Origin of the sequence: Bradyrhizobium sp. LTSP885, from assembly GCF_000938305.1 — a bacterium.
In the GTDB taxonomy this organism is placed as follows: Bacteria; Pseudomonadota; Alphaproteobacteria; order Rhizobiales; family Xanthobacteraceae; genus Bradyrhizobium.
Window position 1 is genome coordinate 396,091 of the sequence record NZ_JYMT01000004.1, and the last position, 17,014, is coordinate 413,104.

At 64.3% G+C, this 17,014-nt stretch carries 16 protein-coding genes; 6 read left to right on the forward strand and 10 right to left on the reverse strand.

Features of this window, described 5'->3' with window-relative positions; all coding sequences use genetic code 11:
* Position 1 precedes the first annotated feature (1 nt).
* From UP09_RS04210 to UP09_RS04220, 3 genes are read right to left on the reverse strand one after another with little or no spacing between them, the layout of a single operon-like run.
* Positions 2–1,753 carry an NAD+ synthase gene (locus tag UP09_RS04210; RefSeq protein WP_044536728.1) on the reverse strand — a complete coding sequence of 584 codons (1,752 nt, stop codon included), beginning with the start codon at positions 1,751–1,753 and terminating at the stop codon, positions 2–4.
* A 44-nt stretch (positions 1,754–1,797) separates the two neighbouring features.
* Entirely contained in the window at positions 1,798–2,151 is a 354-nt protein-coding gene (locus UP09_RS04215; RefSeq protein WP_044536729.1) for a diacylglycerol kinase, read from the reverse strand.
* Position 2,152: 1 nt separating this feature from the next.
* Positions 2,153–3,541, reverse strand: a complete 1,389-nt coding sequence (locus UP09_RS04220) for a class II 3-deoxy-7-phosphoheptulonate synthase (protein WP_044536730.1) — start codon at positions 3,539–3,541, stop codon at positions 2,153–2,155.
* A gap of 155 nt (positions 3,542–3,696) precedes the next feature.
* Between UP09_RS04220 and UP09_RS04225 the strand changes: the two genes are divergently transcribed.
* Positions 3,697–4,620 (forward strand): alpha/beta hydrolase family protein, encoded by a 924-nt coding sequence (locus UP09_RS04225; RefSeq protein WP_044536731.1) that lies wholly within the window; start codon positions 3,697–3,699, stop codon positions 4,618–4,620.
* 671 nt (positions 4,621–5,291) lie between these two features.
* Here the strand turns inward: UP09_RS04225 and UP09_RS04230 are convergent.
* The 7 genes from UP09_RS04230 to rpiA form a co-directional block, all read right to left on the reverse strand.
* The gene (locus UP09_RS04230) at positions 5,292–5,645 is read right to left on the reverse strand and encodes a cupin domain-containing protein (protein ID WP_044536732.1); all 354 of its coding nucleotides are present in this window, start codon (positions 5,643–5,645) and stop codon (positions 5,292–5,294) included.
* Between the two features lie 74 nt (positions 5,646–5,719).
* Positions 5,720–5,911 (reverse strand): DUF2934 domain-containing protein, encoded by a 192-nt coding sequence (locus UP09_RS04235; RefSeq protein ID WP_044536733.1) that lies wholly within the window; start codon positions 5,909–5,911, stop codon positions 5,720–5,722.
* 152 nt (positions 5,912–6,063) lie between these two features.
* Positions 6,064–7,173 (reverse strand): alpha/beta hydrolase family protein, encoded by a 1,110-nt coding sequence (locus UP09_RS04240; RefSeq protein ID WP_044536734.1) that lies wholly within the window; start codon positions 7,171–7,173, stop codon positions 6,064–6,066.
* Between the two features lie 3 nt (positions 7,174–7,176).
* Complete coding sequence (locus UP09_RS04245) at positions 7,177–8,631, reverse strand: amino acid permease (RefSeq protein WP_044536735.1); 1,455 nt, start codon at positions 8,629–8,631, stop codon at positions 7,177–7,179.
* Between the two features lie 389 nt (positions 8,632–9,020).
* Entirely contained in the window at positions 9,021–10,406 is a 1,386-nt protein-coding gene (gor, locus tag UP09_RS04250; RefSeq protein ID WP_044536736.1) for a glutathione-disulfide reductase, read from the reverse strand.
* An 89-nt stretch (positions 10,407–10,495) separates the two neighbouring features.
* A complete protein-coding gene (locus UP09_RS04255; RefSeq protein ID WP_044536737.1) occupies positions 10,496–11,035 on the reverse strand; it encodes a DUF2059 domain-containing protein in 540 nt (179 codons plus the stop codon).
* A gap of 23 nt (positions 11,036–11,058) precedes the next feature.
* Positions 11,059–11,757, reverse strand: coding sequence for a ribose-5-phosphate isomerase RpiA (gene rpiA / locus UP09_RS04260; RefSeq protein WP_156164437.1), 699 nt, complete (start codon positions 11,755–11,757; stop codon positions 11,059–11,061).
* Between the two features lie 210 nt (positions 11,758–11,967).
* Here rpiA and UP09_RS04265 point away from each other — a divergent pair, with 210 nt between their 5' ends.
* The 5 genes from UP09_RS04265 (at position 11,968) to UP09_RS04285 (ending at position 16,998) form a co-directional block, all read left to right on the forward strand.
* Complete coding sequence (locus UP09_RS04265; RefSeq protein ID WP_044536883.1) at positions 11,968–12,648, forward strand: HAD-IA family hydrolase; 681 nt, start codon at positions 11,968–11,970, stop codon at positions 12,646–12,648.
* Positions 12,649–12,810: 162 nt separating this feature from the next.
* Complete coding sequence (locus UP09_RS04270; protein ID WP_044536739.1) at positions 12,811–13,320, forward strand: hypothetical protein; 510 nt, start codon at positions 12,811–12,813, stop codon at positions 13,318–13,320.
* A gap of 178 nt (positions 13,321–13,498) precedes the next feature.
* On the forward strand, positions 13,499–14,533 hold the full coding sequence (gene moaA / locus UP09_RS04275; protein ID WP_044536740.1) for a GTP 3',8-cyclase MoaA: 1,035 nt from the start codon (positions 13,499–13,501) through the stop codon (positions 14,531–14,533).
* 321 nt (positions 14,534–14,854) lie between these two features.
* Positions 14,855–15,394: a TRAP transporter small permease subunit gene (locus UP09_RS04280; RefSeq protein ID WP_044536884.1), complete on the forward strand. Its 540-nt coding sequence runs from the start codon at positions 14,855–14,857 to the stop codon at positions 15,392–15,394.
* Positions 15,391–16,998: a TRAP transporter large permease gene (locus tag UP09_RS04285; RefSeq protein WP_044536741.1), complete on the forward strand. Its 1,608-nt coding sequence runs from the start codon at positions 15,391–15,393 to the stop codon at positions 16,996–16,998. The genes UP09_RS04280 and UP09_RS04285 overlap by 4 nt, the downstream gene beginning before the upstream one ends.
* The last annotated feature ends 16 nt before the right edge of the window (positions 16,999–17,014 follow it).

Below are 17,014 nucleotides of genomic sequence, written 5' to 3' on the forward strand. Positions count from 1 at the left end.
CTCAACCTTCGAACGCCTCCCCCGACGCACGCGACCCGCGGGTAACAAGCTTGTCGTCCGGCTCGGGCAAGGTCTGGCCGGTGTCGCGGAAGCGGTTGGTGATGGGATAGCGGCGGTCGCGGCCAAAATTCTTGCGCGTGACCTTGACGCCAGGTGCTGCCTGCCGTCGCTTGTATTCGGCGATGTTGAGCAGACGATCGATGCGCGTCACGACATCGGCCGGGAAACCGGCCGCGATGATCGCAGCCAGCGGCTCCTCGCGCTCGACCAGGCGTTCGAGGATCGCATCCAGCATATCGTAGGGCGGCAGCGAATCCTGGTCGGTCTGGTTCTCGCGCAATTCCGCGGTCGGCGGCCGGATGATGATGTTGACCGGGATCACCTCGCCCGACGGGCCGAGCGCGCCGTCCGGCTTCCAGGAATTGCGCAGTGACGACAGCCGGAAAACTTCGGTCTTGTAGAGGTCCTTGATCGGGTTGAAGCCGCCATTCATGTCACCGTAAAGCGTCGCGTAGCCGACCGACATTTCCGACTTGTTGCCCGTCGTCACCACCATCGCGCCGGTCTTGTTGGAGATCGCCATCAACAGCGTGCCGCGGGCGCGCGCCTGCAAATTCTCCTCGGTGATGTCGCGCTCGAGACCTTCGAACACCGGCGCCAGGATCTTCTCGAACCCGTTGACGGCGTCAGCGATCGGCAGCACCTCGTAGCGGATGCCGAGCGCGGTCGCGAGTTTGGCGGCATCGTCGAGCGAGACCTGCGCGGTGTAGCGGAACGGCAGCATCACGCCGCGCACCTTGTCGGCGCCGAGCGCATCGACCGCGATCGCCGCGCATAGCGCCGAGTCGATGCCGCCGGAGACGCCGAGCAGTACGCCCGGAAAGCCGGTCTTGCGGACGTAGTCGCGCAGACCCAGCACGCAGGCGGCGTAGTCGGCCTTGTCGCCCTCGAGGATTTCAGTCGTCGGCCCATTGCAGCGCCAGCCGTCCGCCGTCTTGCGCCATGTCAGCGTCGTGATGTTCTCCTCGAACGCCGGGAGCTGCGTCGCGACGGAGAGGTCGGCATTCAGCGCAAACGAGGCACCGTCGAAGATCAACTCGTCCTGGCCACCGATCTCGTTGAGATAGATCAGCGGCAATCCGCTCTCGGTGACCCGCGCCACCACGATCGACAACCGGAGATCGTTCTTGTCGCGCGCGTAGGGCGAGCCGTTCGGCACGATCAGGATTTCGGCGCCGGTCTCGGCCAGGCACTCGACAACGTTCTCGTACTCTTCGGATTCCTCGAGCCAGATGTCCTCGCAGATCGGAACGCCGATGCGCACGCCGCGCACCGTCACCGGGCCGGAGGCCGGTCCACGCGCGAACAGGCGCTTTTCGTCGAACACGCCGTAGTTCGGCAGATTCGCCTTGAAGCGCAGCGCCGCGATACGACCCTCGTCGAGCAGCGCGCAGGCATTGTAGAGCTTGCCGTCCTCGACCCAGGGCGTGCCGATCAGCATGGCCGGACCGCCATCGGCGGTCTCGCGTGCCAATTCCTCGATCGCGACGCGGCAGGCCGATTGGAACGCGGGCTTGAGCACCAGATCCTCCGGCGGATAGCCGGCGATGAACAGTTCCGAGAGCACCACGAGATCAGCGCCGTCGGCTTTCGCCGTCTCGCGCGCGGCGCGCGCCTTCGCGGCGTTGCCGGTGACGTCACCGACCGTCGGATTGAGTTGCGCCAGGGTGATCTTGATCTGTTGTTCGCTCATGTCTTTATGTTGTCCCGCACCAGAGCAAACTTCAATCACTGGGATCAGAACGCGCCCATGCGTTCGGCGAGGGCGAACAGCCAGAACAGCCCGGCCATGATCAGCGCGACGCCGACCGCGGCCGAGCCCATGTCCTTGACCCGCCCGATCTGCGGATCATGGTCGGTGGTCAGGCGATCGGAGAGCTTCTCGATCGCGGTGTTGAGCAGTTCGACCACCAGCACCAGCACGACGGTCGCGACCAATTCGACGCGCCGCATCACGGTGGCGCCGACCAGCCAGGCCAGCGGCAGCGACAGCACGAGTGCCACCACCTCTTCGCGAATCGCCTGCTCCGAGCGAATGGCGAAAGCCAGCCCGTTGCGCGAATTGATGGTGGCCCGCCAGAACCTCAGCAAGTCACAGCCCCGCGACGGCCGGCATCGGCTTGGCCTTGCCCACGCGGTCCTGCTTGAGCAGCTCGGCGATCAGGAAGGCCATGTCGATCGACTGTTCGGCGTTCAGTCTGGGATCGCAGACCGTATGGTAGCGGTCGTTGAGATCCTCGTCGGTGATGGCGCGCGCACCGCCGATGCATTCGGTGACGTCCTGCCCGGTCATCTCCAGATGCACGCCGCCGGCATGGGTGCCTTCGGCGGCATGGATCGCGAAGAACGACTTGACCTCCGACAGCACGCGGTCGAACGGACGGGTCTTGTAGCCCGAGGTCGCGGTGATGGTGTTGCCGTGCATCGGATCGCACGACCACACCACTGTGCGACCTTCCCGCTGCACGGCGCGGATCAGGCCCGGCAGATGGTCGCCGACCTTGTCGGAACCGAAGCGATTGATCAGCGTCAGCCGTCCCGGCTCATTGTCGGGGCTCAACACATCGATCAGCTTCAACAGCTCATCGGGCTTCAGCGACGGGCCGCATTTCAGCCCGATCGGGTTCTTGATGCCGCGGAAATATTCGACATGGCCGTGATCGAGCTGGCGGGTGCGGTCGCCGATCCAGATCATGTGGCCCGAGGTCGCGTACCAGTCGCCGGTGGTGGAATCGACCCGGGTAAAGGCCTGCTCGTAGCCGAGCAGCAGCGCCTCATGGCTGGTGTAGAAGTCGGTGGCGCGCAGCTCGGGATGGCTTTCCAGATCGAGGCCGCAGGCGCGCATGAAGTTCAGCGCATCCGAGATGCGATCGGCCAGCTCCTTGTAGCGGCGGGACTGCGGCGAATCCTTCAGGAAGCCGAGCATCCACTGGTGCACGCTGCCGAGATTGGCAAAGCCGCCGGTGGCGAAGGCGCGCAACAGATTGAGCGTCGCCGCCGACTGCCGGTACGCCATCAGCTGGCGCTGCGGATCGGGAATCCGCGCTTCCGGCGTAAACGCGATGTCGTTGATGATGTCGCCGCGATAGCTCGGCAGTTCGACGCCGTTGATCTTTTCGGTGTTCGACGAGCGCGGCTTGGCGAATTGCCCGGCGATGCGGCCGACCTTCACCACCGGCAGCGCGCCGGCGTAGGTCATGACGACCGCCATTTGCAGCAGCACGCGGAAGAAGTCGCGGATGTTGTTGGCGCCGTGCTCGGCAAAGCTCTCGGCGCAATCGCCGCCCTGCAGCAGGAAAGCTTCACCCGCGGCGACCCGCCCCAGCGACTTCTTCAGGTTGCGCGCTTCACCGGCGAACACCAGCGGCGGAAAGGTCGCAAGCTGGGCCTCGACATCGGCCAATGCCTTGGCATTGGGATAGTCGGGCACCTGCAACACGGGCTTGGCGCGCCAGCTATCGGGTGTCCACCGCTCGGACATAACGTCAACTCCTGAGCAAAAACCGCAACTTAGTCCACGGACTTGAGGAAAGGTCCCGGGTTATACACAGGCGCCCTGCTCCCCGCTAGGAGGATTCCTGCAATTCGGTCAAGCTCTTGCGGGAAAAGCCGAATTCGCATTTGTTAGACCATAACATGAATGATCGGGGAAATGCCGTGTCCGGGGCCGAGCTGGACGACGTTTTTAGCGACGACATCGTCGTGCCGGCGGCCGACGGCTATCCGCTCGGCGCGACGCTGTTCCTGCCCCGCGGCGCCAAGCGCCACGCCGTGCTGATCAATTCGGCGACCGCCGTTCCCCGAAAACTCTATCGCGGCTTTGCCGGCTATCTCGCCCGCCGCGGCTGCGCGGTCCTGACCTACGATTACCGCGGCACCGGCGACAGCAGGCAGCAGGCGATGACCGGCTACAACCAGCCGAAATCGCTGGTCGGCTTCAAGGCCAGCATGGCCGACTGGGCCGCGCTCGACATCACGGCGACCGTGAGCTGGATGCGCGGGCGCTACCGCGATCTGCCATTCGCCTATGTCGGCCACTCCTTCGGCGGCCAGGCGCTCGGGCTGCTGGCCAACAACGCCGACATTCCGCGCGCGCTGCTGATCGCAGCCCAAGCCGGCTATTGGAAGCTGATGACCGCGCCCGAGCGCTACCGCGTCTATGCGCTTTTGAACGGCGGCCTGCCGCTGACCCGCGCGCTCGGCTATATGCCGGCCTGGGCCGGCCTCGGCATGGACCTGCCGAAGGGCGTGTTCGAGCAATGGACGCGCTGGGTAATGTCGCCGCGCTATCTGCTCGACGACACCGCACTCACCGCACGCGAGAATTTCCCGAAATTCAAGGGCGCGCTGCGCGCACTCAGCATGACCGACGATCCCTGGGCGACGCGCCCCGCGGTCGAACTGCTCTGCTCGGCCTTCACCTCGGTGACCCCCGACATCATCTCGATCCGCCCCGCGGATGCCGGCGCGACGATGATTGGCCATCTCGGCTTCTTCCGCAGCGAACACCGCGACACGCTGTGGCGGGGTGCTGCGGAATGGATCGAGGCGGAGGGGTAGCACCGGTCTCTCACCCTCGTCGTCCCTGCGCAAGCAGGGACCCATAACCACAGGATCGTGTCGTTGAAGAAGGCTGTGGCTCCAGCATCGCAAAACAATTGGCATTTGGGGTTATGGGTCCCGGGTCAAGCCCGGGACGACAGCGAGTATGTGGCGGCACTTGCGAGTCAAACATCCGCCTTCTCGCGACATGATTTGTCCGAGCTTTGCTTTTCGTTTCGCCCTCCCCTTGAAGAGGGCGCAGGGAAAGCCGGGCGCGCGCTGCACCCGCGGTCTCGTGTGCAATGTGAGAGAAAGAAACGCACACGAGCATACAGGTTCAGCGGAGGCATTCCGGCTTTCCCTGCGCGATGGCTTTACGGCTTATACGTGCTCTCCCCGGCGAGACTAGGCTTGCTTGTCACCGCCCTCGCAAAGACGCTGTCGCGTCTTGCGAGAGGACACCAGCCGCTGAGGCGTCCGAACCACACGACTTCACCGTCCGCCTCATGCGCACTCGTCAGTTGCGCATTCAGCGTCCACCGCATCCCACCGCGCGTTCGTGACGTGCGCACGCCCCTCGATCGGGTGAGACGGGGACATCTATACGCTGAGTTGTGCTTCTGATAAAGCGAAATATTTTTCATCCGGGCACTTGCCACGTCGGGCAACTCAGTGCCAAGGCACAACGCTCACACCACCTTCCGCGGTGCCGCCGTCTCCGCGTTCCCCGTGTTCGGCGTCCCGCTCGGCTCGATCAGCAGCAGGTGCACCTCCTCCCGTGCGACGGGACGGTGCTCGACGCCTTTCGGCACGATGTACATCTGGCCTTCTCGCAGCGTAACGGTTCGATCGCGGAGTTGAATGTCGAGCACGCCTTTCAGGACGAGAAAGAAGTCGTCGGTATCGTCATGCTTGTGCCAGACGAATTCGCCCTTCACCTTCACGACCATGACGTCGCAGGCGTTGAATTGTGCGACGGTGCGTGGTGACCAGTGATCGGAAAATGTGGATAGCTTTTGGTCGAGATCAATCGCGTCGCTCATCGGTGCCTCCGGGCTCGGTCAGGCACGTTAGCGCGATCCCCCGCGCGGCGTCTTGTTGGCTTCCGCTGGCGGCCCTACTGGAACGTGGCCGCCTTGTGATGCCCATTCATGTAGGGCGGCGGCGCTTCTCCGTTGCCCGCCTTGCGTGCGAGCAACTCCTTCTCGGCCTGGTACCAGAGCTGATCCATATTGCCCTGCGGTTGGCCGGCGTCCTTCCACAACTCGTAGGCGCGGGTCCGAATTTCCTGCTCGGTTGGACCGGTCATGGGCTGCTCCCTCAATCTGAAAAATCGGCTCATTTGAAGGGTGGAACTTCCAGTGCGAGACAAGGTTCCAAAATGAACGCGAGATTGCAATGCCCACGATTCCCCGAGGCGTGGCTGGTAATGCGATGCGACCGGCGCGCGTGGTCGGCGACCTACTCGGCCGCCGGCCGCAGGTTCTCGGTGAAGAAATCGAGCGCAAGCCCGATCGTCTCGGCATGGACCGCGTCGCGATCGGTACCGTCAGGGTCGCGGCATGCGGTCCGGATGATCAGGCGCCCTACCGCGGTACAGGTGTCGAAGAAGACGAAGTGGCCCGCGTGCGGAAACAATTTGAGCGTCGCGTGGGGGATCAGTTTGCCGAGCGCCTCGGCCCCCGATTCTGTCGGTGCGATCTCGTCGGCGCTTCCCGCGACGATCGCGACCGGGATCGATATCGCGCCAAGGCTCTCCGGCGTGAACGCCGGCACCGGCCCCGGCGCCATCGCGAACACGGCACGAACGCGCGCATCGCGCCAGGACTGACCGGCAAGGCTGTAGCGCTGCCGAAAATCAGGGTCGGCCGTCAGGCGTATCTCGCTCTTCTGCCGCAGCTCTGTCGCGTCAGGCTGCGACGTGCACAACGCGTCGGCGGCGGGCGAGCGGCAGAACGCCCCTGTCCGATCCGGATCGGTGATGCCGCCGGCGATGGCGATGACGGTGTAGCCGCCGTAGGAATGGCCGGCGGCGCCGATCCGGCCCAGGTCGATCCGGTCGCCGAAGGTCGGATCGGCGCGCATGGCGTCGATGACGGCGCCGAGATCGACGGCGCGCAGCCACTTCAGCGCATAGCCGTCGACCGTCCTGTCCTCGGACCTGTTGTTGCCGGGGTGGTCGACCGCGACGGCGATGAATCCGTGCGCCGCAAGCCCCGCGCCGAGCCAGGCGAGATCGATCGCGATGCCGCCGAAGCCATGGGACAGCAGAACGAGCGGACGCCGCGGCCCCTCCGCCGGCACAGCGTCAGGCGCGGCGCGTCCGGTGCTGACGAACGGGATGAGGGGCGGCCCGATCCATTGCGGCTGCTCGCGCGCATCTGATACGGCCGGGTACCAGATCATGGCGCGGAGCACGTGCGTGCCGGCGCCGCGCCAATCGTAGGGTTCGGCAGGAACGAAGTCGCGCGTAGTGACGCCGACCTTGAAGACGGCGTCCTCCGCGCACGCAACGTCCGATGCCGCGACCAGGATCAGGCACAGAAGCCTGATCCAGATTTTCCCGATCACCGCCTAGCGAGACTTGGCAGCGTTGCGCAGGACCGAGTGACTGCGGCCGTAGGCGAAGTAGAGGGCAAGGCCGATCACCAGCCAGACGAAGAGACGGATCCAGGTCGCCAGCGGCAGGAACGCCATCAGCAGCAGCGAGAAGAGCATGCCGAGGACCGGAACCACCGGCACGCCGGGTGTGCGGAACGGGCGGGCGATGTCCGCATCGCTCTTGCGCAGATAAATCACCGCGCCGCAGACCAGCACGAAGGCAAACAGCGTGCCGATAGAGACCATTTCACCGAGGATGTCGATCGGGGTCAGCGCCGCGACAACGGCCACGATGAGACCGATCAGAAGCTGGCTCTTGTAGGGCGTCCCGAGCGAGGGATGCACATCGGAGAACATCTTGGGCAGCAGGCCGTCCTTGGCGATCTGGAAGAAGATGCGGCTCTGGCCATAGAGCAGCACCAGGATCACCGTGGTGAGGCCGCAGAGCGCGCCGATCTTGATCAGCACCGAGAACCAGGTCTGCCCGATGACATCGACGGCCTTGGCGATCGGATCGGGCACGCCGAGTTCGGTGTAGGGCACGAGGCCGGTGAGGACAGCGGAGACCGCGACATAGAGGATGGTACAGATCAAGAGCGAGCCGAGAATGCCGATCGGCATATCGGTCTGCGGATTCTTGGCTTCCTGGGCGGCGGTCGATACGGCGTCGAAGCCGATGAAAGCGAAGAACACGACCGAGGCGCCGCGCATCACGCCGCTCCAGCCGAACTGACCGAATGTGCCGGTATTGTCAGGGACGAAGGGGTGCCAATTCGCCGGTTTGACGTAACCGATGCCGAACAGGATAAAGGCGCATACGACGAACAGCTTGATGCCGACCATGATGTTGTTGAGCCGGGCCGATTCCTTGGTCCCGCCCATCAGCATGGCTGTGAGCGCCAGGACAATCAACGCCGCCGGCAGGTTGACGACGCCTTCGACCGTCGTGCCATCAGGCAGCTTGAACTCCGTCCAGGGCGCCGCGGCATATTGCGGTGGAATGTTGATGCCGAAATTATGCAGCAGCGAAACGATATAGCCCGACCAGCCGACGGCGACGGTCGAGGCGCCCATGGCGTATTCGAGGATCAAGTCCCAACCGATGATCCAGGCGAAGATCTCGCCCAGGGTCGCGTAGGTGTAGGTGTAGGTGCTGCCGGAGACCGGCAGCAGCGCGGCGAGTTCGGCGTAGCACAGGCCGACGAAGGCACATGCGACGCCGCCAACGATGAAGGAAAACATGATCCCGGGGCCGGCATAGTGCGCCGCCGCGGTGCCGGTGAGAACGAAGATGCCGGCGCCGATGATGCAGCCGATACCGAGCGCCGTAATGCTCAAAGCCCCGAGCGTCTTGCCGAGCGCGTGTTCACCCGCTTCAGCGATGATGGCGGCGACCGACTTTCGCGTCATCAAACCCATGTCCGACATAACGACGTCCCCTTCGTTTGTGGCCAGTTGAGCCTGGCAATCAGGATAGAACCATTCAGAGCCTTCAGTCGTACTTCACGGAATCCCAATGATTGTCCGCACCCGACAGCAAGGCAAGCGCTATTTTGGCGTGCGTGCCGCGAAGCAACAATCGGAGCGAGGCTTCTACCCGAGGGGATGCGGCCGTGGCTGATGTCTCAGTGGCGTGACGTCGACTGAGTTCCGATGCCTCGCGATGCATGTCGCGCGGACGGCAATCGCAGATGCAATGCGCGGGTTTGTCCGCGGGCGCGCGCAGTCCCGATGCAATTGCTGTTCGCGGTCAAGCTGCGTGTTTCCGGATATTTCACGGCGCCGACTGGCACCGTTCCGGCGAGCCGCGCGTCGCCCTACTCCGCCGCCTGCCGCACGTGACGCGCTGTCGGCGTGCGCATCGTCACCAGTTCCTCGGCAGCGGTCGGATGCAGCGCGATGGTGGCGTCGAAATCCGCCTTCGTCGCCTTCATCTTCACGGCGATTGCGACCGCTTGCGTGATTTCGGCGGCGGCCTCGCCGACGATGTGGCAGCCGAGCACGCGGTCGCTCGTGCCATCGACCACGAGCTTCATCAGCACGCGGGTGTCGCGGCCGGACATCGTCGCCTTGATGGGGCGGAAATCGGCCTTGTAGATGTCGACGTGGGAAAACTGCGCCCGCGCCTCTTCCTCGGTCAGCCCGACCGTGCCGACCTCCGGCTGCGAGAACACCGCGGTCGGGATCGTCGCGTGATCGACCTGAACGGGGCGCTTGCCGAACACGGTATCGGCGAAGGCGTGGCCCTCGCGGATCGCGACCGGCGTCAAATTGGTGCGATGGGTGACGTCGCCGATCGCGTAGATGTTCGGCACCGAGGTCTTCGACCAGCCGTCGACCTGGATGCCGCCATTGGCCGGATTGATCGCAACGCCCGCCGCCTCGAGTCCGAGATCGGTGACGTTGGGATGCCGGCCGATCGCGAACATCACCTGGTCGGAAGCGATGCTCGATCCATTCGACAGATGCGTGGTGAAATCCTTGCCGTGCTTGTCGATCTTCGCAATCGTGCAGCCGGTGATGATGGTGATGCCGTGCTTCTCCATCTCGGCGCGGACATGCTTGCGCACGTCCTCGTCGAAGCCGCGCAGGATATTCTCGCCGCGATAGATCACCGTGACGTCGGAGCCGAAGCCTGCGAAGATGCCGGCGAATTCCAGCGCGATGTAGCCGCCGCCCTGGATCACGATGCGCTTCGGCAGCTCTTTCAGGTGAAACGCCTCGTTCGAAGAGATCACATGTTCGATGCCGGGAATGGCGGGTCCATGATTGGGCGCGCCGCCGGTCGCGATCAGGATGGTCTTCGCCGTGACTTTCTCGCCGGTGCCAAGCCGCAGCGTGTGGGCGTCCTCCAGCACCGCACGGGTCTTCACCACCCTGGCGCCGGATTTCTCGACATTGCTGGTGTAGATGCCCTCGAGGCGGCCGATCTCCTTGTCCTTGTTGGCGACCAGCGTCGCCCAATCGAACGAGACCTGACCGATGGTCCAGCCGAAACCGGCGGCGTCCTCGATCTCGTCATGGACATGCGAGCCCATGACGAACAGCTTCTTCGGCACGCACCCGCGGATCACGCAGGTGCCACCCATCCGGTACTCTTCGGCGACCATGACCCTGGCGCCATAGTTGGCGGCGATGCGGGCGGCGCGAACCCCGCCCGAACCACCACCGATGACAAACAGGTCGACGTCAAACTCGGCCATGGTCAGCCCCACTTTCCGCGAGTGGCGAATAGCGAATGGCAAGCCGACCGCGCTGCGCGTCTTCCATTCGCTACTCGCTATTCACCAGCTCAGATATCCTTGCCGCGCTTCTTCATCTCGGCCTTGAACGCGGAGTTGACGGTCACGCCGAAATCTCGCGCCCATTGCTGCATATAGTTCAGCGAACCGTTGATTGCCTTGGGCTCGGCGACCAGAAGCTTCTGGCCGAGCGGCGACTTGTAGAACACGACCAGGTCCTTCAACTCCTGCTCGGTGAACTCGGCGGCGTAGATCTTCGCCATGCCGTCGCCGATCTCCGACTCACGGCCGGCATAGCTCTTGGCGACGATCAGCGCGACCTCGTCGAGGTCCTTCTGGTAGTTGAGGTACTGCTGCAGCAGGCCGGTCTTGGTCTTTTCGATGATGCCCGGAACGGCGCCGGCATACATGACCGACACGTTCTTCATCGCCAGGATCTCCCTGGCGGCCGCTACCGCCGCTGGTGTCGACGGCTTGATGGCAGGTGCCGCAGGCGCTGCGGGCTGCTGCTGCGCCATGGCCGGCGCCGTCACCAGCGCCAATCCGACGGCCAGGGTGGCAGCCGACATAAGTCCCGAGAAACGCTTCATTCCAAGTCTCCTTGCTTGCGGCGTCATCGCCGTTCAACAACCCGAATTCCCTGTGCGCCGGCCAGAACGGCGCTGGTGCCAAGCCCGATGAACAGGCCATGTTCGACCACGCCCGGGATCACGCTGAGCAGACCTGCCAGGCGCGGCGGGTCACCGATCCGGCCCAAATGGGCGTCGATGATCCAGTGGCCGCCGTCGGTGACGAAAACGTGACCGTCCTTGCCTTTGCGGATGACCATCTGGCCGGACACGCCTGACAGCGCGAAGGCCCGCGCGATCGAGGCCTGGGTCGCGGCAAGCCCGAACGGAATAACTTCGATCGGCAGCGGAAAGCGACCGAGCGCATCGACCCATTTGCTGTCATCGGCGATCACGATCATACGATCACTGGCGCTCGCTACGATCTTCTCGCGCAACAGCGCGCCGCCGCCGCCCTTGATCAGGTTCAGCGCGGGGTCGATCTCGTCGGCGCCGTCGACGGTGAGGTCGAGGTGATCGATCTCGTCCAGCGTGGTCAGCGGAATGCCGCAGCGGATCGCATCGGCGCGGGTTACCTCCGAGGTCGGAACACCGATCACCCTCATGCCGGCACGGACCTTCTCGCCGAGCAGCTCGACGAAATGCTTCGCGGTGGAACCGGTGCCGAGCCCGAGCTTCATGCCGTCGCGCACCTCTTCCAGCGCGCGTGCCGCCGCCTCGCGTTTCAGTCCGTCCATATCCACCGTGCCGACCAAGCCCCTGTTTGCGCCGCGCCGGGGCACGTGATCGGCCCCGCCCGGCGGGCGCATGTCTAGCGTCGTTTTGCCGGCAGGAACAGGCATGAATGCATGGTTTTGCCATATGTTTGGGCGCCCGGCGGGGCATGGCCCGCCGGGCGATGCGGAACACCAAGTCTCTTGCCATCAGGCGACATCACCGATAGCGAAAAGGTCATGCCCGCCTCCTCACTCCCCATCATCGTGTTCGATCTCGACGGCACGCTGGTCGAAACCGCGCCCGACCTCATCGGTGCGCTGAATTACGTGCTCGATCGCGAAGGCCTGCCGCCGGTGCCACTCGCTTCGGCGCGCAACATGATCGGCGCCGGCGCGCGCAAACTGATCGAGCGTGGGCTGGAGGTGGAAGGACGCGCGGTCAGCGTCGCCGAGCTCGACCGCCTGACGAAGGACTTCGTCGCCTATTACGCCGATCACATCGCCGACGGTTCGCGTCCGTTCGACGGGCTGGACGCCGCGCTCGACCGGCTCGAAGCGCAGGGCCATCGCTTTGCGGTCTGCACCAACAAGCTGGAGTGGCTGTCAAAGCTCCTGCTCGACCGGCTCGGCCTCACCCCGCGCTTTGCCGCGATCTGCGGCGCCGACACGTTCGGTGTCGCCAAACCGGATCCCGCGTTTCTGCGCGAGACGGTCGCCCGCGCCGGCGGCCGCCTTCCGGATGCGATCATGGTCGGCGATGCCGGGCCCGATGTCGGGGTGGCGCGGCGGGCCGGCGTCCCCGTCATCGGGGTCGATTTCGGCTACACCGATGTTCCCATGGCGGAGCTCAAGCCGGACCGGCTGATCAGCCATATGGCCGACTTGCCGGACGCGGTGGCGAGCCTCTGGACGCCCTGAGTCAAAATTCAAGTATTTGATATTGCTTGTGAATATATAGACATGCAAATTGTCCGTTAACCATCCTTTAACGAACAGGCCTCGCGCTGTTGCGCCTCTGTTCCGACGCTCTTATGGTCCGTTTCGGGGATTGTGGCTGATTGCCGCAGTAGAGTGTGGATCATGCGTCGTGTTATCGCGATTGCGGTCGCCGGGATGAGTCTGGCCGGCTGCTCCTCGTTTTCAATGGATTACTTCAAGTCTGCACCGCCGCCGATGCAGGTCCAGCTGGATTCGCAGCCGCAGGGCGCGGATGCCGTGACCTCGCTTGGGCCGGGCTGCAAGACGCCCTGCTCGGTGTCGATACCGGCGCCGGAAAGCGGCTTCTCGGTCACTTTCAATATGCCGAGGTTCCAGCCGGTGAACATTCCCGTGACGGTGACCCGCACGCCTGGCGACTTCACCTCGCCGGCGACGACCGTGCTCGACCCGAGCCCGGTGTTCGCCCAACTGCAGCCCGCCGGCCCGCCGCCGCGTCCGCCGCGCAAGCCGATGCGGCCAAAGAAGAAGAAGCCGAGGCCCGCGGCTCCCGCAGCCGGCGCTCCTGCTCCGGCTGGCTCGGCATTCCCCGATCCGAGCGCGGCTCCGCCGCCCGCCGCGGCACCTCCGCCCGCAGCCGCGCCGACGCGCTAACAATTCGATTGCACTGCACAAGAGCCCGGCCCAACCGCCGGGCTCTTTGCGTTGCGAAGGCTGACAGCCTCACAGCAGATCATGTCCCCTGCCTATCGCGCGATCGCGTTTTGGCATGTTGCGGATCATTCAAAGGAACGCATTGTGAGTGCATGCCAACATGCCTAGATTGCGTCTCATGAGCGGATCCACGCAAACCCTCGCCGAGTCCCTGTTCCGTCCGATGACCGATCCATTCGGGCGGACGATCCGTTACTTGCGCGTCTCCGTTACCGACCGCTGCGACCTGCGCTGCTTCTACTGCATGTCGGAGGACATGACCTTCCTGCCGAAGGCCGATCTCCTGACGCTGGAAGAGCTCGATCGGCTGTGTTCGGCCTTCATCGCCAAGGGCGTGCGCAAGATCCGCCTCACCGGCGGCGAGCCGCTGGTCCGCCGCAACGTGATGGGCCTGATCCGTTCGCTGTCGCGTCATCTGGGAAGCGGCGCGCTCGACGAGCTGACGCTGACCACCAACGGCTCGCAGCTGGCGCGCTTTGCGCAGGAACTCGCCGATTGCGGCGTGCGCCGCGTCAACGTTTCGCTCGACACGCTGGATGCGGCGAAGTTCCGCGCCATCACCCGCTGGGGCGACATCGACAAGGTGCTCGCCGGCATCGAGGCCGCGCGCACCGCGGGGCTCGCGGTCAAGATCAACGCGGTCGCGCTGAAGAACATGAACGAGGACGAGATCCCTGCGCTGATGGAATGGGCGCATGGCAAGGGGATGGGCCTGACCCTGATCGAGGTGATGCCGATGGGCGACATCGGCGAGGGCCGCATCGATCAATACGTGCCGCTGTCGCTGATGCGCGCGCGGCTCGAGAAGCACTACACGCTGACCGATCTCCCCGACGACACCGGCGGGCCGGCCCGCTATGTCCGGATCGCCGAGACCGGCGGCAAGCTCGGCTTCATCACGCCGATGACCCATAATTTCTGCGAATCCTGCAACCGGGTTCGCATCACCTGCACCGGCACGCTGCACACCTGCCTCGGCCACGAGGATGCCTCCGACCTGCGCCGGCCGCTGCGCGCTTCTGATGAGAATGACATGCTCTCGGCTGCGATCGACCGCGCGATCGGGCTGAAGCCCAAGGGGCACGATTTCATCATCGACCGCCGCCACAACCGGCCGAGCGTCAGCCGCCATATGAGCGTGACCGGCGGCTAGATTCCACCCCTCCCCGACGCCCCTCGCCGTGCCCGATTTACCAAGGCGGGACAACGGTTTGGCTATCAGTCAATATGCCCATTTTCCGATTGACGGCGTTCGACGGCGCTGGTTTGGTGCCCCGGCTTTCATGCCGGCCGGTCGGACAGGCCGCTGCCCCGACGGGCGCAGCCAACAACGGCAGAAGCGGGTTTTGGGGGAGGACGACCGTTTGCAACTGCTCCCTGGAAGTGAGCCGTGGCTCCGTGCGCGTTGGCGCGGCGGCCTGACGATGCTTGGCAAGATATTCGGCGCGCGCGCAGCGCGGCCGCGGAGACCGTGATGCGTCCATTGTTGGCTCTCAGTACGGCCATCGACCGGCTCAACGAGAAAATCGGCTATGTCTGCAACCTGCTCGTGCTGCTGGCCTGCCTGGTCAGCGCCGGCAACGCGATGATCCGCTACGCGTTCAGCTACTCGTCGAACGGCTGGCTCGAGGCGCAGTGGTACATGTTCGCCATCATGGTGATGTTCGGCGCCTCCTACACCTTCAAGCGCAACGAGCATGTCCGCGTCGAGATCATGTATCTGATGCTGCCCGAGCGCGGCCAGCTCTGGCTCGACATGATCGGCACGCTGTTCTTCCTGATCCCGTCCTGCCTGCTGCTCGCCTATCTGTCCTGGCCGTTCTTCTACCAGGCCTATGCGGTGAGCGAGGTGTCCGGCAATGCCGGCGGCCTGGTACGCTGGCCGATCAAGTTCGTTATTCCGTCCGGCTTCGTGATGCTCGCGTTGCAAGGCGTCTCAGAGGTGATCAAGCGGATCGCCGCGCTGCAAGGCTACGTGACAATCGACGCGAAGTACGAGAGGCCGACGCAATGACGATTACGCTGGAGATGATGCCGCCTCTGATGTTCGGCGGCCTGATCATAGCGATGCTGATCGGTTATCCGGTGGCGTTCACGCTCGCCGCGGTCGGCCTGTCGTTCGGCTTCCTTGCCATCCACCTCGGCTTCTTCGACCTCAACTTCCTGCAGGCGATCCCGGGCCGCATCTTCGGCAGCGTGCTCTCCAACGAGCTTTTGCTCGCGATCCCTTTCTTCACCTTCATGGGCGCGATCCTGGAGCGGTGCGGGCTCGCCGAGGACATGCTCGACTCGATGGGCCAGCTGTTCGGCCCTATCCGCGGTGGCCTCGGCTATTCGGTCATCCTCGTCGGCTTCATCCTCGGTGCCATCACCGGCACGGTGGCGGCGCAGGTGATCGCCATGGCGATGATCTCGATGCCGGTGATGATCCGCTACGGCTACAACATCCGCTACATCACCGGCGTGCTCGCCGCCTCCGGCACCATCACGCAGTTGGTGCCGCCGTCGCTGGTGCTGATTGTGCTCGCCGACCAGCTCGGCAAGTCGGTCGGCGACATGTATCTCGGCGCATGGGGCCCGTCGGTATTCCAGATCCTGCTGTTCGCCGGCTACACCTTCGTGCTCAGTATCGTCAAGCCGAGCCATGTGCCGGCGGTGCCGAAGACGGCATTGACGCTGACCGGCTGGCCGCTGTGGAAGAAATGCCTGCTCGGCATCATTCCCTCCGCCGTGCTGATCTTCGTCGTGCTCGGCACCATGATGATGGGCCTTGCGACCCCAACCGAGGCCGGTGCCATGGGCGCGGTCGGTGCGATCGTGCTCGCCGCCATCCATCACAAGGATTTCAGCGCGACCGGGCGCAAGATGCTGATCATTGGCGTAATCGCAGGCGGCATCGGCACCATCGTTGCGATGCTCTACACCGAGAACCTGATCTTCAAGCTTGCGTTCGCAATCACCTATATCGCCGTGGTCTGGATCTGCCTCGAGGCCGTGAAGATCCCGGACCTGCGTGACCTGATCAAGCAGGGCTACGAGACCACCATGCGCATCACCTGCATGGTCACCTTCATTCTGATCGGATCGACCTGCTTCTCGGTGGTGTTCCTCGGCGTATCCGGCGGCGTCTGGCTGGAGCATCTGCTGACCTCGCTGCCCGGCGGCGTCTGGGGCTTCCTGATCTTCATCAACATCTTCATCTTCTTCCTGGCGTTCTTCCTCGACTTCTTCGAGATCGCCTTCATCATCCTGCCGATGATCGCGCCGATCGCGCAGAAGGTGCTGGCGCCGGTGGTCGGGCCCGATGCTGCGCTGATCTGGTTCGGCGTCATGCTCTGCGTCAACATGCAGACCTCGTTCCTGCATCCGCCGTTTGGTTTCGCACTGTTCTATTTGCGCGGCGTGGCGCCGAAGGAAGTGAAGAGCTCCGACATCTATTGGGGCGCGATGCCCTGGATCGGCCTGCAGGCCATCATGGTGATCCTGGTGATCGCATTTCCCGTCGTCGTCACCGGCCTGCTCGACAAGCCGCTTGATGTCGATCTCAACAAGGTCAAGATCGAGGTGCCGCAGATCGAGCTGCCCCCGCTCGATTTCGGTCCGCCGGCGAAGCCGTAAGCGAGCCGCAGGCGCG